Annotated in this window: 16 protein-coding genes; 9 read left to right on the plus strand and 7 right to left on the minus strand. The window is 69.1% G+C overall.

The genetic code is table 11. The features are described from left to right. The first annotated feature begins 23 nt into the window (after positions 1–23). The 3 genes from AC3EO4_RS00545 (at position 24) to AC3EO4_RS00555 (ending at position 3,799) form a co-directional block, all read left to right on the plus strand. Complete coding sequence (locus AC3EO4_RS00545) at positions 24–1,517, plus strand: hypothetical protein (RefSeq protein WP_379579865.1); 1,494 nt, start codon at positions 24–26, stop codon at positions 1,515–1,517. Then, entirely contained in the window at positions 1,517–3,073 is a 1,557-nt protein-coding gene (locus tag AC3EO4_RS00550; protein WP_379580266.1) for a serine/threonine protein kinase, read from the plus strand. Before AC3EO4_RS00545 ends, AC3EO4_RS00550 begins: the two co-directional genes overlap by 1 nt. A 63-nt stretch (positions 3,074–3,136) precedes the next feature. Continuing rightward, positions 3,137–3,799, plus strand: a complete 663-nt coding sequence (locus AC3EO4_RS00555) for a response regulator (RefSeq protein WP_379579863.1) — start codon at positions 3,137–3,139, stop codon at positions 3,797–3,799. Here AC3EO4_RS00555 and AC3EO4_RS00560 read toward each other — a convergent pair. Further along, positions 3,739–4,443, minus strand: coding sequence for a hypothetical protein (locus tag AC3EO4_RS00560; RefSeq protein ID WP_431892835.1), 705 nt, complete (start codon positions 4,441–4,443; stop codon positions 3,739–3,741). The genes AC3EO4_RS00555 and AC3EO4_RS00560 overlap by 61 nt on opposite strands. A 175-nt stretch (positions 4,444–4,618) precedes the next feature. Here AC3EO4_RS00560 and AC3EO4_RS00565 point away from each other — a divergent pair, with 175 nt between their 5' ends. The 3 genes from AC3EO4_RS00565 (at position 4,619) to AC3EO4_RS00575 (ending at position 8,443) form a co-directional block, all read left to right on the plus strand. Beyond that, positions 4,619–6,673 (plus strand): DUF6421 family protein, encoded by a 2,055-nt coding sequence (locus AC3EO4_RS00565; RefSeq protein WP_431892838.1) that lies wholly within the window; start codon positions 4,619–4,621, stop codon positions 6,671–6,673. Positions 6,674–6,746: 73 nt separating this feature from the next. Further along, the gene (locus tag AC3EO4_RS00570) at positions 6,747–7,376 is read left to right on the plus strand and encodes an SDR family NAD(P)-dependent oxidoreductase (protein WP_431892841.1); all 630 of its coding nucleotides are present in this window, start codon (positions 6,747–6,749) and stop codon (positions 7,374–7,376) included. After that, entirely contained in the window at positions 7,373–8,443 is a 1,071-nt protein-coding gene (locus AC3EO4_RS00575) for a threonine aldolase family protein (protein WP_379579855.1), read from the plus strand. Before AC3EO4_RS00570 ends, AC3EO4_RS00575 begins: the two co-directional genes overlap by 4 nt. Here AC3EO4_RS00575 and AC3EO4_RS00580 read toward each other — a convergent pair. After that, positions 8,413–8,706 carry a DUF3467 domain-containing protein gene (locus AC3EO4_RS00580; protein ID WP_379579853.1) on the minus strand — a complete coding sequence of 98 codons (294 nt, stop codon included), beginning with the start codon at positions 8,704–8,706 and terminating at the stop codon, positions 8,413–8,415. The genes AC3EO4_RS00575 and AC3EO4_RS00580 overlap by 31 nt on opposite strands. Before the next feature lie 112 nt (positions 8,707–8,818). Then, entirely contained in the window at positions 8,819–9,445 is a 627-nt protein-coding gene (locus AC3EO4_RS00585; RefSeq protein ID WP_431892844.1) for a DUF305 domain-containing protein, read from the minus strand. 95 nt (positions 9,446–9,540) lie between these two features. Between AC3EO4_RS00585 and AC3EO4_RS00590 the strand changes: the two genes are divergently transcribed. Beyond that, positions 9,541–10,260, plus strand: a complete 720-nt coding sequence (locus tag AC3EO4_RS00590) for a thioredoxin-like domain-containing protein (RefSeq protein ID WP_379579849.1) — start codon at positions 9,541–9,543, stop codon at positions 10,258–10,260. On the opposite strand, the gene ald is transcribed toward AC3EO4_RS00590, so the two are convergent. Beyond that, positions 10,257–11,372, minus strand: coding sequence for an alanine dehydrogenase (gene ald, locus AC3EO4_RS00595; RefSeq protein WP_431892846.1), 1,116 nt, complete (start codon positions 11,370–11,372; stop codon positions 10,257–10,259). The genes AC3EO4_RS00590 and ald overlap by 4 nt on opposite strands. A 227-nt stretch (positions 11,373–11,599) precedes the next feature. Between ald and AC3EO4_RS00600 the strand changes: the two genes are divergently transcribed. Then, positions 11,600–12,610 (plus strand): excalibur calcium-binding domain-containing protein, encoded by a 1,011-nt coding sequence (locus tag AC3EO4_RS00600; protein WP_431892848.1) that lies wholly within the window; start codon positions 11,600–11,602, stop codon positions 12,608–12,610. Positions 12,611–12,640: 30 nt separating this feature from the next. Beyond that, positions 12,641–13,243 (plus strand): cadmium resistance transporter, encoded by a 603-nt coding sequence (locus AC3EO4_RS00605; protein WP_431892850.1) that lies wholly within the window; start codon positions 12,641–12,643, stop codon positions 13,241–13,243. A gap of 26 nt (positions 13,244–13,269) precedes the next feature. Here the strand turns inward: AC3EO4_RS00605 and AC3EO4_RS00610 are convergent, their stop codons facing one another. The 3 genes from AC3EO4_RS00610 to AC3EO4_RS00620 form a co-directional block, all read right to left on the minus strand. Then, entirely contained in the window at positions 13,270–13,941 is a 672-nt protein-coding gene (locus tag AC3EO4_RS00610; RefSeq protein ID WP_431892852.1) for a hypothetical protein, read from the minus strand. 159 nt (positions 13,942–14,100) lie between these two features. After that, a complete protein-coding gene (locus tag AC3EO4_RS00615) occupies positions 14,101–15,474 on the minus strand; it encodes an NCS2 family permease (protein WP_431892853.1) in 1,374 nt (457 codons plus the stop codon). A gap of 54 nt (positions 15,475–15,528) precedes the next feature. Next, positions 15,529–15,807, minus strand: a complete 279-nt coding sequence (locus AC3EO4_RS00620; protein ID WP_379579839.1) for an EF-hand domain-containing protein — start codon at positions 15,805–15,807, stop codon at positions 15,529–15,531. Positions 15,808–15,811 lie beyond the last annotated feature (4 nt).

A 15,811-nucleotide genomic window follows, 5' to 3' on the forward strand; every position in this document is an offset into this window, starting at 1 on the left:
TGTCGTAGGGGAGGGAGCTCGTTATGAGGCGTCTCGCATTGCCTGGAGTAGCGGTCGGCCTCGTGCTGATGAGCATGCCCGCCGCGCTGGCCCACGAGCATCCCAGCGGCATCACCGACCTGGTCACTCCCGCGGTGACCAGGGTCGAGGCCAAGGCCCTGATCCACATCACCCTGCTCGACCACGTCGGCGAGCTGCTGCACATCGAGCGCAGTTACGAGGTGCCGATCGGCACCGGCACCGGCACCGTGGTCAATCCCGACGGCACGCTTGTCACACTCACCCAGGTGATCAGGACTGACAAGAACCTGGCGGTCTACGCGGCGAACAGGGTGTTCGCCGACTATCACAAGGCCGATATTCCCACCGACTTCAGCAAGCACAAGGTCGACGACGAGACGCTCAACCATCATCTGCAGCTTTGCTACGACCTCACGAGCAAGATGTCGACCTGCATCGTCGACATCAAGCAGGACATCACCGTCTTCCCGCACATCGCGCCCGCTGACGGGCGCGGGTTCAAGGCCGAGGTCGTGAAGTTCGGCGACGGCCCCGCGACCCCGGCCGTCCTGCGGCCGACGTCGAGGGCCGACGGCGGCGTCGGGCTGCCCACCGCGCCGCTGGCCGAGAAGGTGCCCGACAAGCCGGGTTCGCCCACCGCGGTCGCAGGGTTCCTCGGCAGGCCCGCTCCCAACCAGCCGATCAAGGTCGACATCGCCCACCTGGGGCCCGGCGGCGCGGCCGAGGGCGGCCGCACCTTCAGCGACCCGCAGAAGAAGGCGGACGAGCCCGTCAAGCTCGGCAAGCTGATCGACCAGGGCCTGCTCGGTGCGCCCGTCATCGGCGACAAGGACGGCCACGTCATCGGCCTGCTGGTCGGAGGCGGCAAGACGGCGAAGATGATCGGCGTCCGTGAGATCACCTCCGCGCTCGCCGTCGCCAAGACGCCCGCGCGCAGAGGTCAGCTCGACGCGGCCTTCGAGGCGGCGCTGACCCGCTTCCACACCAAGAACTACACCGACGCCGCGCCCGCCTTCCAGCGCGTGCTCGACCTTTACCCCGGCCAGCCCGTGGCCGCGGCGCACCTGAAGGAGTCGCTGGCCAAGAAGGGCACCGCGGCCGATCTGGGAGTCCGCAAGGCCGCGCCGCCGAAGGCCACCACGATCCCGTTGTGGCCGTTCATCGCCGGAGCGGCGCTCGTCCTGGCCCTGACCACGGGGCTCGGGCTGCTGCTGTGGCGGCGACGGCGAGGCGCGCGCGACGAAGAGGACAGAGAGGAGATGCCGCCGCAGGAGATGAACCTCGCCGCTCGTTCCCCCGATGACGGCGCCGACCCGACCGTGATGGTCAGGCGATCCCAGGCCTTCCCCATGATTCCGACGCAACAACCGCAACCGCAACCGCCGCAACCTGTGCTGACCGCACAGCAACAGGTCAAGTTCTGCACGTCATGCGGTATGAAACTGGGCCCCGCGCACCGGTTCTGTGGCTACTGCGGCCACCCGATCGAAACGTGATGCACTTGAACGAGAGATCCCTGATCGGCCAGGAGGTCGCGGGGTATTACATCGAGGACGTCATCGGCAAAGGCGGCATGGCGGTGGTCTACCTTGCCCTGGACCCCCGCCTGAGCCGCAAGGTGGCGCTGAAGATCCTCAATCCCATCCTGAGCGTGGACGACCGCTTCCGTCAGCGCTTCATCCTGGAATCGAGGACCGTCGCCAGCATCGAGCATCCCAACATCATCCCGATCTACGAGGCCAACTCCGACGAGCAGGGCGTGCTGTACATCTCGATGCGCTATGTGGACGGCCTCGACCTGCGCAGGTTCATCTACGACAGGGGCCCGATCGCCGTCGGGCAGGTCAACAGCATCGCCGCGCAGGTGGCCGCGGCCCTCGACGCCGCCCATGCGCACGACCTGATCCACCGCGACGTGAAGCCCGCCAACATCCTGCTCGCCGGCGACCACGTCTACCTGACGGACTTCGGCATCACCAAGCACCGGACCTCGATCTCCGGGCTGACACAGACCGACCAGTTCATCGGCACCCCTCGTTACATGTCGCCCGAGCAGATCAACAAGGAGCACATCGACGGCCGCGCCGACCAGTACGCGCTGGCCTGCGTCGTCTACGAGGCGCTCGCCGGCCGGATGCCCTTCGAACGTGACAACGACGTGGCTCTGCTGTGGGCCCATCTGGCCGAGTCACCGACGCCGCTGTCGCACCTGCGTCCCGAGCTGCCGCTCGAGGTCGACGGCGTGATGATGAAGGCGCTGGCGAAGTCGCCCGACCAGCGCTACCCCACCTGCACGGCGTTCGTGGGCGCGCTGCGCGACGCCATCAGCGGCGAGATCGCGCCCACCCGACCGCAGCAGCCGGTCCAGCCCAAGACCAAGCCGAAGGCCAAGCCCAAGACCAGAGCGAAGGCCCAGACCACCACGGCCAGGCCCGCGACCGCCAAGCCCCGCATGAGCGGGAGGCTGCCACTCATCCTGACGGGAGTGGTGGCCGCCATCGCCGCGATCGCCCTCGTGGTGGCGCTCATGCTGTCCAACAGGGGCGACGGCATGCTCGTCTACAAGCCGACCCCGGCCGTGCCGATGACCTTCGACTACCCGGACTCCTGGACGGCGCTGACGCACGTGGACCTGTTCGCGATCGCCTCACCGAGCGCCCCGCAGTTCGAGTCGCTGTTCCTCGCGGGGTCGGCCGCCGACTGGAGCGAGGTCAACAACCTGGAGCCGGGCGACGCCACCGGCCTGTACGTCCAGTTGGCCGACACCCTCGACCCCAAGGCGGACCTGCAGAGCATGCAGGAGACGCTCAGCACGATGCTCCCCGGCAAGATCACCTTCACCACCGACCCCAGCAGGGCGTTGATCGCGGGCCGGGAGGGGACCATGTTCGTGGGCATCATGCACGGCTCCGGCAACTCCGGCGAGCTCAACGTGACGGGCTACCTCGTCGACACCCCCACCAGGCCCGCGCTCGTCCTCTACTTCTGCGCGTCGAGCGCGTGCGACCCCTCGCTGCTGTCGAAGATCAGGACCAGCGTCGCGCTCACTTGAGCCTGACTTGGAGCCCGCTGTACCCCTATGGGCAACGGCGTCCTGAACGTCTACTCTCCGCGTGTGGGTATTCGAATCGTCATCGCGGACGACCAGGCGATGGTCAGAGTCGGCCTTCGCATGGTCGTCGACAGCGAGGAAGGCATGGAGGTCGTCGGCGAGGCCTCCGACGGCCACGAGGCGCTCGCCGTGGTCAGGCGGACCCGTCCCGACATCGTGCTGATGGACATCTCCATGCCCCGCATGGACGGCCTCACCGCGGCCAGGCAGATCTTCGAGGAGCCCTCGCCGCCGAAGGTCGTCATGCTGACGACGTTCGACACCGACGAGAACCTCTACGCGGCCCTGCGGGCGGGCACCAGCGGCTTCCTGCTCAAGGTGTCGCCGCCAGAGCAGCTGGTGGAGGCGATCAGGGTCGTCCACGCCGGCGACGCCCTGCTCGATCCCGCGGTGACGAGCCGGGTCATCGCCTCCTTCGCCGGGCGGCACGATCCCACGCCGCCGCCCCAGCTGGCCGACCTGACCCCGCGCGAGCTCGAGGTGCTGCGCCTGCTGGCCAGGGGGCTGACCAATGCCGAGATCGCCCGCGAGCTGTTCGTCGGCGAGGCCACGGTCAAGACGCACGTGGCCCGCGTACTGATGAAGCTGCGGCTGCGCGACCGGGCTCAGGCCGTCGTGTTCGCGTACGAGTCGGGCGTGGTCAGGCCGGGCGCCGCCATCGGGTAGTAGGCGGCCCACGCGGCGTCGCCCATGCGCAGCACCTTCAGGCCCGTCCAGCCGAGGGCGAGCACGGGGGCGCTCCAGAAGGGCACGGTCAGCGGGCCGTACGGCACGGCGAACGAGCCCAGGTAGCCGACGGCGACCACCAGCGGCACCCACCAGCCGACGAATCCCGACCGCCACACCGCCACGGTCAGGAGCGGCAGCCCGATCATGCCCAGGAACATCCATGGCAGCTGGAACGCGCCGACCGTGATCGGCAGGTCGAGCATCTCGTCCATGATCTGCTGCGCGCGCTCCGGCGAGAAGTGCCTGCCCAGCCACCATTCGACCGGGTCGATGATCAGCATGCCGGACAGCGAGCTGTAGCCGACCACCGACATGGCGGCGGCCACGTGACCGAGCCTGGTGCCGGCCCTGCGGGTCAGGTGGGCCAGGCCGAGGGCGGCCACGGCCATCAGCAGCCAGCTCCAGTGGTAGAGGGCGGACTGGACCTGGGCGAGTGTGGGGTTGACCCCGAAGCTGACCGCCTCGCGGTCATCGCCCCACGTACCGGGATCGACGACGACGGCGACCGCCTGGAGCAGCGGTGCGGTGATGAGGAGCGTGCCCGCGGCGATCCTGCGGAAGGCGACCTGGTTGTTCAGCATGCCAGGGACGGTAGGTCGGGCCCGGAGGCCGGGTCGTCCGCCTGCTGACCGATCCGCCCTCACCCGGCCGGGGGACGGGACGCCCCCCTGTCTCGCGATTCGGGAGGGTCTGGCGTTGCATGCCCAGGTTGTGTGTATATTTTCCGTAAGAAGGCGTCCGAAACAGGAGATTTTTATGCGAGCGTTCCCCAGGGTGCTGTTCGACGAGGCGCACAGCGAGTCATGGACGATCCGGCGCGACGTCGCCGAGACCATCAACCCCGCGCACCCCGACGACAACAGTTACGCGCGCGCGGCCGACCTGCTGCGCCGCCTGGGGCATCAGGTGACCTCCGGCGGCCTGGAGAAGCTCGCCGAGCAGGACGTCCTGGTGATCGCCCACCCGTCACAGGAGCGCTGGGAGCGGACCACCGGCCAGGGCAGCCCGATCTTCACCGCCGACGAGCTGAACGCGATCGAGTCGTTCGTCGCCGACGGCGGCGGGCTGATCGTCCTGGCCGAGGAGGAGCAGGACAAGTACGGCAACAACCTCGCCGAACTGCTCGGCCGCTTCGGCATCGGCATCACCCACGCCACCGTCCGCGACCCCGGCAACGCCCACCGCGGCGTCGCCACCTGGGTGCTCGGCGCCCCGGCCAAGGGCGGCGTGCTCGCGGGCGTCGACAGCGCGTGCTTCTACCGCTCCGGCGTGCTCACCGCCCGCGACGACGCCACGGTCCTGTTCGCCACCTCCGCCACCGCCGACCCGGTGGGCGCGCCGCTGGCCGTCTCCGTCGAGTACGGCAAGGGCAAGGTCGTGGCCTTCGCCGACTCCGACCTGTTCGGCGACGACTCCATCGACGACTACGACCACCGCACCCTGTGGGGCAACGTGGTGACGTGGGCGGCCAGGGTGCCCGCCGCCACCCGCTCGGCAGGCGCGCAGGACGACGCGAAGGCCCAGCTGTTCGCTCAGCTCAAGGCCGTCGTCGAGGAGCTGCGTCCGCTCCAGGTCAAGGACGGCTCCGTCCCCGAGGACAAGCCGCACGCCGCGGCGCTCGTCGGCTACGTCTCCGACCTCGTGGGCAGGCTGTCCGGCTACTTCCCGCACGACGCGGCCTACCTCGCCGCGGTGCAGGCGGACCTGGCCAAGTGGATCAAGCAGGACCTGGGCGTGCCCGACTTCCTCGACTCGCTCAACCTCTTCCACCCCGACACCCAGCGCGTCGACGGCCTGGAGCACCTCGTGGTGTTCCCCATGTACACCCAGAACGGCAACCCCAACCGCAACCTCGAAGCGGTCTGGATCCGCACGATCTGGCCCGAGTGGCTGGCCGCGCTCGAGTCGGGCGGCTACGACAACCCGCTGTTCGTGCCCATCGCCTTCGAGGACTTCACCTCCGGCTACGACACGTTCTCGGCCGTCCTGTTCCCCGAGACCGTCGCCGTACGGCAGGCGCCCGAGCGCTTCACCTGGGGCGGCATCTTCGCCGACCGGGAGGCCGCGCGCTTCCGCAAGGTCAGCGCCGCCGCCGCCCAGACGCTCAAGCTCGACCTGCCGCCGGACGCGGGCAGGCTGCTGGAGTCGCAGGAACTGGCCCAGGACACCTTCGTCATGTGGGACCTCATCCACGACCGCACGCACAGCCACGGCGACCTGCCGTTCGACCCCTTCATGATCAAGCAGCGCATGCCGTACTGGCTGTACTCGCTGGAGGAGCTGCGCTGCGACCTGACCGCGTTCGGCGAGGCCGTCAAGCTGGAGGCGGCCGGCGTTCCGCACGCCAGGTACGTACAGCTGGCCATCCTGTTCGACCGGCTCTTCCGCTTCCCGATCACCGGTGAGCGGGTGCGCAACTACGACGGGCTCGGCGGGCAGCTGCTGTTCGCCTACCTGCACCGCAACGACATCATCAGGTGGACCGACAACCGCCTGTCCGTCGACTGGAACCGCGTCGCCGACGGCGTGGCCGACCTGCGCGGCGAGGTGGAGAAGCTCTACCGCGACAGCATCGACCGCTCCAAGCTGGCGCACTGGCTCGCCGCCTACGAGCTGGTCACCGCCTACGTCGAGCCGCACCCGCGCTCGGCGTGGAAGCGCGGCGACCTGCCCGAGGAGCAGAAGGCCATGGTCGACGCCGTCCTGCCCGACGAGTTCCCCCTGAGCATGTTCTACGAGGCCCTTCGCCGTAAGCTCGGTGACGTCGTCGAGTCCACGAAGGGAATCACGGGAGTGAGCCCGACGCAGTGAGCGGAGTGGAGAGGAAGCGGAGCGAGCTCTCCGCGGAGGGAATGAGGAGGGCGCACGACCAATGGAGCGCAGCATGATCATTCTGATTACGGGAGCGGCGGGGCCCACGGGGCAGGCCGTCGCCCGTCACTTCACCGAGAATGGTCACACGGTCATCGGCGTGGACAAGGACGACGTCGACCTGCTCGACCGCGCCGCCGTCCAGGAGCTGGTCGCGAGCATCGACAAGGAGCACGGCCGCCTCGACGGCGTCGTGCACCTGGTCGGCGGGTGGCGCGGCGGCAAGACCTTCGCCGACACCGACCTGGAGGACTGGAACGTCCTGCACGACCTGCTCGTCCGCACCCTTCAGCACGTGTCGCTCGCCGTCGAGCCGCTGCTCAGGAAGTCCGACAACGGCAGGTTCGTGATCGTGTCGGCCAAGGCGGCCGAGCGGCCCAGCGCGGGCGGCGCCTGCTACGCCGCGGCCAAGGCCGCAGCCGAGGCGTGGACGCTCTCGCTGGCCGACGCGCTGAAGGACACCGGCTCGGCGGCGACCATCCTCGTGGTCAAGGCCCTGCTGAACGAGGACATGAAGGCCGCCAAGCCGGAGGCGAAGTTCGCCGGGTTCACCCACGTCGACGCCCTCGCCGAGGCGGTCGCGGGGCTCTACGAGCGGCCCGCCCACGAGATCAACGGCACGCGATTGGACCTCACCCAGTGATTCCCCGCCACGACCCCGCCCTCAAGGCGTTCGCCAGCGACAACTACGCCGGCGTGCACCCGGAGATCCTTCAGGCCATCGTCACGGCCAACGAGGGACACCAGATCTCCTACGGCGAGGACGTCTACACCGAGGCGCTGCAGGACCTGTTCAAGCGCCACTTCGGCGACAGCGCCCAGACCTATCCGGTCTTCAACGGCACCGCCGCCAACGTCGTCTCGCTGCGCGCCATGACCCGGCAGTGGGAGGCCGTGGTCTGCGCCGACACCGCGCACATCCACACCGACGAGGGCGGCGCGCCCGAGGTCGTGGGCGGCATCAAGCTGTTCACCGTCCCCACCCCCGACGGCAAGCTCACCCCCGCGCTGATCGACACCCAGGCGTGGGGCTTCGGCGACGTCCACCGGGCCCAGCCCAAGGTCGTCTCCATCTCCAACACCACCGAACTCGGCACGCTCTACACGCCCGACGAGATCGCGGCCATCTGCGACCACGCCCACGCCCTCGGCATGGCCGTCCACCTCGACGGCTCCAGGCTCACCAACGCCGCCGCCGCGCTGGACGTGCCGCTGCGCGCGCTGACCACCGACGCGGGCGTCGACGTGCTGTCCTTCGGCGGCACCAAGATCGGTCTCCTGTACGGCGAGGCCGTCGTCGTCCTCAACCCCGACGCGGCCACCGGCGTCGACTACCTGCGCAAGACGTTCATGCAACTGTCGTCCAAGATGCGCTTCGTCTCCGCGCAGTTCGAGGCGCTGCTGTCCGGCGACCTGTGGCTGCGCAACGCCAGGCAGGCCAACGCGATGGGCCGCAGGCTCGCCGCCGCCGTACGAGACATCCCGGGCGTCGAACTGTCGAGGGAGGCGCAGGCCAACGCGGTCTTCGTCCGCCTGCCCAAGGACGTCACCGAGCGCCTGCAGAAGCGCTTCCGGTTCTACACCTGGAACGCCGCCATCGGCGAGGTGCGCTGGATGTGCTCCTTCGACACCACCGAAGCCGACGTCGACGCCTTCGCCGCCGCCGTGGCGGAGGAACTTCAGGGAGAGCCGCCCGTCTCCTTCTCGTAGGCGCTCAACTGCTGCTCCAGCGCCTTCATCAACTCGAAGACCTGGCTCGGCGGAATTCTGATACGGCTGACGATCCTGGTCGGGACATGCACCACGGGCTGTCCCGACTCGGGCTCCTCCGCCAGTTGCGGCGGCCGCGTGATCACCGCGAAGTCGAGCACGAACCCGTCGCGGGTGTGCCAGACCGAGGCGAAGTTGGCGTACTGTCCCGCCTCGACCTCCGGCGAGATGCTGACCTCCAGGCGGCTTTCGGGCTCTTCCATGCCGCCATCGTGCCCTAAATCACGATCCACAGGCATGCCCATCGCGCCGCGCCCGCCTCACCCGGCCTCGCCGTCGGTCCTTCGGGCGCGCGACCCACCCCGAAACCGAACCTTACTTGTTGAGGATCGAAGCGAGCGGTGTCGCCCCGCGCTGCTTCAGCAGGTCGGCCATCAGGTTGATCTCGCTGGTCTGGCTGTTGACGATCTGCTGGGCCATCCCCTTCACCTCGGCCCTGTCCGTCAGCTCCAGCAGTCCCTTGGACATGTCGACGCCGCCTTCGTGGTGGCGGATCATCAGCTGCAGGTAGAAGACCTCGGCCTCCTTGCCCTGCAGGCTCCTCAGCTTGGCCATCTCCGCATCCGTGGCCACGCCCGGCATCGGCTCAGGCTTCTCCTGCGTGCCGCCGTGCCCCGCGTGCCCGACCATCCACGCCATCTCTGGGCGGTCCGTGGCCTGGCCGAGCCCCCACTGCTGCAGCCACCCCATGAACATGCCGCGCTGCGCGGTCTGGGTGACGATGATGTCCTCGCTCAGGTTCCTGACGTCGGGCGAGGTCGACCTGTCGCGCACGATGAACGACATCTCAGCCGCCTGCGCGTGGTGTTTGCCCATGTCGCGGGCGAACCCGGCCTCAGGGGACGAGTCGGTGGGCGTGCCGCTCCCGCCCACCACGAAGAACAGGACGGCGGCGACGGCGAGCACCACGAGGCCCGCGATCTGAAGAGGCTTTTTCGTCATCGTTTTCCAGAGTACTGACCGGTCCTTCCTTATTCGCCTCATACGCCCCGAGGGCATAAGGTGACCCGCAGTTGGTGAGCCCATGGAGGAGACTGATGACGAAGGAGAAGGCGCAGGCGCGGCGCGAGCATCTGGCGAAGATGCGCGCCGAGCAGCAGGCCAAGGAGCGCCGGACCGCCATGGTGATGTGGGGCATCGGTGGCCTCGTCATCCTCCTCGTGATCGGCGGAGTGGGCTTCTACATCGTCAAGGATCGGCAGGCGACCTCGCTCGACGCCGTGACCAGCGTGTCCTACGCGGGTGGCGAGCACGTCTGGACGCCGGTGACGTACAAGGAGGCCCCGCCGGTCGGCGGCAAGCACAACAACTACTGGCAGCAGTGCGCCATCTACGACAAGCCCATTCACAGCGAGCACGCGGTCCACTCGCTCGAGCACGGCGCGGTCTGGATCACCTACCGTCCCGACCTGCCCAAGGCCCAGATCGAGAAGCTGAAGTCGATCGCCGAGTCGACGGGCGACTCCGCCTACATGCTGGTCAGCCCGTACCCGAACCTGCCCGCGCCGATCGTGGCCAGCTCGTGGGGCCACCAGCTCACCTTCCAGAACGCGGACGACGCCAAGCTGCCCAAGTTCATCACCAAGTACCAGAACGGCGCCGGCACCCCTGAGCTCGGCGCCACCTGCGGCGGCGAGTACGCGATCACCACGACCGCCGACCAGCAGCCGCTGCCGCCCGAGCCCAAGGGCCAGGCGACGCCGGCGCCGAGCGAGTCGCTCGCCCCCTCGGCCACGCCGTCGCCCTCGAAGTCCTAGGCCAGCACCTCCGCGAGGGATGTCGACACGAGCCCGTGCGCTTCGGCCACGGGCTCGCTGGTCAGGCGCCCCTCGTGCGTGCTCAGGCCTCGGGCGAGCATGGGATCGGCCCTCAGCGCGGCCAGCCAGCCGCTGTGGGCGATGGCCAGCGCGTACGGCAGGGTGACGTTGGTCAGCGCGAACGTCGAGGTGTGCGGCACCGCCCCTGGCATGTTGGCCACGCAGTAGAAGATCGACTCGTGAACCTTGTAGGTCGGCTCCGCATGAGTGGTGGGCCTGGAGTCCTCGAAGCAGCCGCCCTGGTCGATGGAGATGTCCACCAGGACGGATCCCGGCTTCATCCTGCTGACCAGCTCGTTGGTGACGAGCGTCGGCGCCTTCGCACCGGGCACCAGCACGGCGCCGATCACCAGGTCGGCCTCCATCACCGCCTTCTGGATCTCCAGCGTGTTCGACGCGATCGTCTGGCAGTGGCCCTGATAGATCACGTCGGCCTGCCGCAGCTTGTCGATGTTGCGGTCGAGCAGCAGCACCTCGGCCTGCATGCCCAACGCGATCGCCGCCGCGTTCATCCCCGACACACCCGCGCCGATCACGACGACGGTCGCCGCGCGCACTCCCGAGACGCCGCCCATCAGGACGCCCCTGCCGCCTTCAGGGCGCATCAGGTGGTAGGCGCCCACTTGCGGGGCGAGCCGCCCCGCAACCTCCGACATCGGGGCGAGCAGAGGCAGTGCGCCGTTGTCCGCCTGGACGGTCTCGTAGGCGATGCCGGTCACGCCCGAGTCGAGCATCGCTCGCGTGCACGGCTCGGAGGCGGCCAGGTGGAGGTAGGTGAACAGCACCTGCCCCTTGCGCATCCTGTGGTACTCCTCGGCGACCGGCTCCTTGACCTTCAGGATGAGGTCGCCCGTGCCCCACACCTCGTCGGGACCTTCGAGGACCACCGCGCCGACGGCGGCGAAGTCCTCGTCGGGGATCGCCGACCCCCTTCCGGCATCACGCTCGACGAAGACCTGATGCCCATGCCTGATCAGTTCGTGCGCGCCCGCGGGTGTGAGGGCCACGCGATACTCATGGTTCTTGACCTCGCGAGGAACTCCGACCTTCATAAGAGCAATGTTCCCCGGGCAGGGGGTGACACTGTGTATGGACCGTGCCAAGGTTCTTGGCAGTCTGTCGATGATTTCCGGGTTCTTGCCGTCCTCGCTAGGCTCTGCGGAAGCACCAGTCAGGATGGGGTTCACGGATGGAGAAACCGCCGCCGCCGGGGCAACCGCCCGGGGCGCAGCCCTCAACGGTCCCGGACGGGCCGAGGGCAAGCAGGCTCACCACCATCGTGCTCATCGTCTCCCTTGTCCTGGTCGTGCTGACCGCGGGCGTGCTCGGCACCGTCGCCGTGCTCATGACGAGGAACCCCGACTCGCCGCTGTTCGGGGGCAAGCCGCCGATCAGGCTCGGCCAGCCGATCTACTTCGCCCCCGTCGAGGATCAGAAGGCCTCGCCCTGTCCCGGCGAGAAGGTGGCGCTCTCGCTCGACGGGAAGATCTGCTACTTCCTGTCCGAGGCGGTGCCCGTCTCGGCCGTGCAGACGATCGAGACGGTCAAGGAGAAGGACAGCTACGGCGTCAGGATCGCCGTTGCCCCCGCCTTCCGCGACGCGCTCGCCGCGTTGATGAAGGAGCGCGTCGACGAGCAGATCGCCATCCTGGTCGGTCAGAACGAGACCGCCACCGTGCTGGCCGCGCCCACGGTCGCGCAGCAGATGAGCGGCGACAGCGTGAGCATCGCGGGCTTCACCAAGGAGAAGGCGGACGAGCTGGTGAAGGCGATGCTCGGAGCCGTGGCGCCGCCCGCCACTCCGAACGCGCCCGGAACGCCTGGCACGGGCACCACCCAGCCGGGGACGACGCCGGGGGCGACGTCTGGGGCGACGTCTGGGGCGACGCCTGGGACGACGCCTGGGGCGACGTCTGGGGCGACCCAGCCCGGCGTTCCCCAGCCGGGCACGACCCAGCCCGGCTCCACTCAGCCCGGCACCGGGGCGGTGACGCCCGGGACGACGCAGCAGGGCGTCCCTAGCCCGGGAGCCACCCAGCCCGGTGCCACCCAGCCGGGCGCCCGCACGACCGCCACCACGCCGCCAGGCTCGGGCACCGCCGCGACCACCGGCGGCACGCAGAGCACGGGTTCCACGCTCACCGCCGGCAGCGAGAAGCGCTACCCCAGCTGCAAGGAGGCCAGGGCGGCCGGGTACGGCGGGCCGTACCAGAAGGGCAGGCACCCGCAGTACTACTGGTACACGGACAAGGACGCCGACGGGTTCGCCTGCGACCCCCAGGACGGCTGACGGCAGCTCTCACCCGATAGGTTCACGGCCGTGGAAGGGATCGCGGGGACCGTCGCCACGGCGGTGGGGATGTTCGCCGGCACGAACGTGGACGACATCATCGTGCTGACGGTGTTGTTCCTGTCGTCGAGGGCCGGCGGGGCGCCCAGGGCATGGCAGATCTGGGGTGGGCAGTACGCCGGGATCGCGGTCCTGGTCGCCGTGTCGGTGGTCGCCGCCCTCGGCCTGACGATCGTTCCCGACGACTGGGTCGGCCTCCTCGGCCTGATCCCCTTCGCGCTCGGCGTCCGCAGCCTCGTCTCCGCGATCCGTGCCCGCGGCGACGACGACACTCCGCCGCCCGTCGCCTCGAGCCTTGCCGCCGTCGCGGGAGTGACGATCGCCAACGGCGCCGACAACATCTCGGTCTACACCCCGGTGTTCCGTACCATCGGCGCGGGGCCCACCCTCGTCACGATCGCCGTGTTCGCCGCAGGCGTCGCCGTGTGGTGCCTGGCGGGCTCCTGGCTCGGCTCGCACAAGAAGGTCATCGAGATCGTCGAGCGGTACGGCCGATGGCTCGTCCCCGTCGTGTTCATGATCATCGGTGGTGTCATCGTCGTCGAGTCGGGCGTCCTGGCGCAGCTCTTCTGAGCGCGTCCGGCCAGAGCCACCGCGCGTCATGGCCGGTAGGGGCCCGAGGTGACCGCGTAGATGTAGATGACCATGTTGGAGTACCCGGGTGTCTCGATGAGAAGCGCGAACCACGTGCGCGGTCGCGTCGGCACGTAGGAACTCTCGGCGACGCTCACCCGGCCGATGGAGCAGCAGGAGGACTTCGGGTACGGTCGCACGAACGGGACGCCCCCTCCCGGTCCGCCGGCGACCGACCGGGTGAAGCCGCCGTCCATCTCGCGGCTCTCCGCGTCGTCGAACGGATTGCCCATGCCGTCGGCGCCGACCGCCTGCCCTGCGCTTCGGGCGCCCAGCTCCCCTGCGCACGGAGCTGCCGTGGACTCCGTGACGAACGCCATCCGCGTGGTGATCAGGTCGCCGCTGCTGATCCGGTGGACGGGCCTGGTGAAGTTCCATCGGAAGCGGAGCCGTTCCTTGCCACCAGGGCATAGCCGGTACCTGTCGCCGGGGATCTCGATCCGGAGGTCGCCACCCCGCGCGTCAGGCGTGCGAACATCCTCGAACGAGGCGGCCGGATCGGTCCGATGGAAGCGGATCTCGACCAGCCGCCACGTGGTGGGCTGCAGCTCCGCGCCGGTCACGGGCGGGGCGCCGAGGACGCCCAGCATGGCCGTGCCCACAGCGCCCGCGGCCAGGAACGTCGGAATGCGGCTCATCGTGGCAGCCCCCTGTCAGGGCCGGGCGACGCCTGATCACCAGGAGAGAAGGAGACCTCCGTTCCACTGTCTCACCAGGTCAGGGCGCCGAGCAATGGACGGCGTGAGCCGGTGGTCGTGCGTCCCCGCAGAGCGGCGGGCCGCTCCCCGGCGTCCGCGTCAGAAGAAGCCGCTGATCGCGAAGTACACCAGGAAGATGAGCGAGACCACCCACAGCAGCCAGGGGATCTCGGCGAACTTCCCCCTGGCCGCCTTGACGACCGTGTAGGCGATCACCCCGGCCCCCACCCCGTTGGTGATGCTGTACGTGAACGGCATCAGCGCGATCGTCAGGAACGCGGGGATCGCCAGCTCCAGATCCTCCCACGGCACGTTGCGGCTCTGCGTCATCATCAGCGCGCCCACCAGCACGAGCGCGGGAGCGGCCGCCGCGGCGGGCACGACCTCGGCCAGCGGGGTGAACAGCATGGTCAGCCCCAGCAGCGCCCCGGTCGCGACGCTGGCCAGTCCGGTGCGCGCGCCCTCGCCCACGCCCGCCGCCGACTCCACGAACACGGTGTTGGACGAGGCGCTGCAGAAGCCGCCGATCACGCCGGCGACGCCGTCCACGGTCAGGATGGCGCCGAGCCGCGGCACCCTGCCTTGGGCGTCGACCAGTGAAGCCTCGTCGGCGACGCCGATGATGGTGCCCATCGCGTCGAAGAAGCCCGACAGGACCAGCGTGAACAGCACGATGGAGGCGGTGACCACGCCCGCGGTGGCGAATCCGCCGAACAGGTCGACGGCGCCGATCAGCGCGAAGTCGGGCGGTGAGATCACCGCTTCGGGCACGTCGGGCACGACGACGCCCCACTGTTTGGGGTCGATCGTGGCGACGGCGTTCACGATGATCGCGACGATCGCGGTGATCACGATGGAGAGCAGGATGGCGCCCGGCGTCTTGCGGACGAACAGCACGATCATCAGCAGCAGCCCGAAGCAGAACACCGTGACGGGCCAGCCCGCCAGATGACCGGTCGCGCCGAGCTGCAGGGGAGTGGCGCCCGCGCCCGAGACGAAGCCCGCGTCGACCAGGCCGATCAGCGTGATGAACATGCCGATGCCCACGCTGATGGCGTGCTTGAGCGCCAGCGGGATCGAGTCCATGATCAGCCGGCGGACGCCGGAGACCGCCAGCAGGATGATCACCAGGCCCTCGAGCACGACCAGGCCCATCGCCTGGGCCCAGGTCATGTGCGGGGCCGCCTGGTAGGCGACGACCGCGTTCAGCCCGAGCCCCGCGGCCACCCCGAAGGGGGCGTTGCCGATGAACGCCATCAGCAGCGTGCTGACGGCCGCCGCCAGCGCTGTCGCCGTGGTCAGCTGGCCGATGTCGAGCCGCGCCCCGGTGATGTCCGTCGCGCCGGCCAGGATGATCGGGTTGAGCAGGATGATGTAGGCCATCGCCATGAAGGTCGTGACCCCGCCACGCACCTCACGCCCGACCGTCGTGTCGCGTGCGGAAAGCTCGAACAGCCGGTCGAGCACGATCATCCCCCCTACGGTCGAAGGGGGATGATCGTTTTTCTACCCCGGTTTGCCCTGCGGCTACCGCTGCTCGTGCTTCCCGCCGCCGACCAGTGCGACGAACTCGTCCAGCGTGATGCTGCCGTCACCGTCACGGTCGGCCGACGCGACGAACGCCTCGATCTCCTCGTCGGTGACCCCGTGACCGCCCAGCGCCTGATTCACCTGCCGGATCTCGCCCGCCGTGAGCACGCCGTCGTGGTCGGTGTCGAACTTCTCGAACTCGGCCTTGGCCGCCTCGCGCGCTTCGGACATGAGGGCACTTTCCTCCGTGATTAGTCGAGCCTGTCGAGCACCCAACCTA

The sequence above is a fragment of the Nonomuraea sp. bgisy101 genome (assembly GCF_057708945.1).

Coding starts and splice junctions, on each gene's coding strand:
- AC3EO4_RS00545 (WP_379579865.1), top strand. CDS start 24: ATGAGGCGTCTCGCATTGCCTGGAGTAGCGGTCGGCCTCGTGCTGATG.
- AC3EO4_RS00550 (WP_379580266.1), top strand. CDS start 1,517: ATGCACTTGAACGAGAGATCCCTGATCGGCCAGGAGGTCGCGGGGTAT.
- AC3EO4_RS00560 (WP_431892835.1), bottom strand. CDS start 4,443: ATGCTGAACAACCAGGTCGCCTTCCGCAGGATCGCCGCGGGCACGCTC.
- AC3EO4_RS00565 (WP_431892838.1), top strand. CDS start 4,619: ATGCGAGCGTTCCCCAGGGTGCTGTTCGACGAGGCGCACAGCGAGTCA.
- AC3EO4_RS00570 (WP_431892841.1), top strand. CDS start 6,747: ATGATCATTCTGATTACGGGAGCGGCGGGGCCCACGGGGCAGGCCGTC.
- AC3EO4_RS00580 (WP_379579853.1), bottom strand. CDS start 8,706: ATGGAAGAGCCCGAAAGCCGCCTGGAGGTCAGCATCTCGCCGGAGGTC.
- AC3EO4_RS00585 (WP_431892844.1), bottom strand. CDS start 9,445: ATGACGAAAAAGCCTCTTCAGATCGCGGGCCTCGTGGTGCTCGCCGTC.
- AC3EO4_RS00590 (WP_379579849.1), top strand. CDS start 9,541: ATGACGAAGGAGAAGGCGCAGGCGCGGCGCGAGCATCTGGCGAAGATG.
- ald (WP_431892846.1), bottom strand. CDS start 11,372: ATGAAGGTCGGAGTTCCTCGCGAGGTCAAGAACCATGAGTATCGCGTG.
- AC3EO4_RS00610 (WP_431892852.1), bottom strand. CDS start 13,941: ATGAGCCGCATTCCGACGTTCCTGGCCGCGGGCGCTGTGGGCACGGCC.
- AC3EO4_RS00615 (WP_431892853.1), bottom strand. CDS start 15,474: ATGATCGTGCTCGACCGGCTGTTCGAGCTTTCCGCACGCGACACGACG.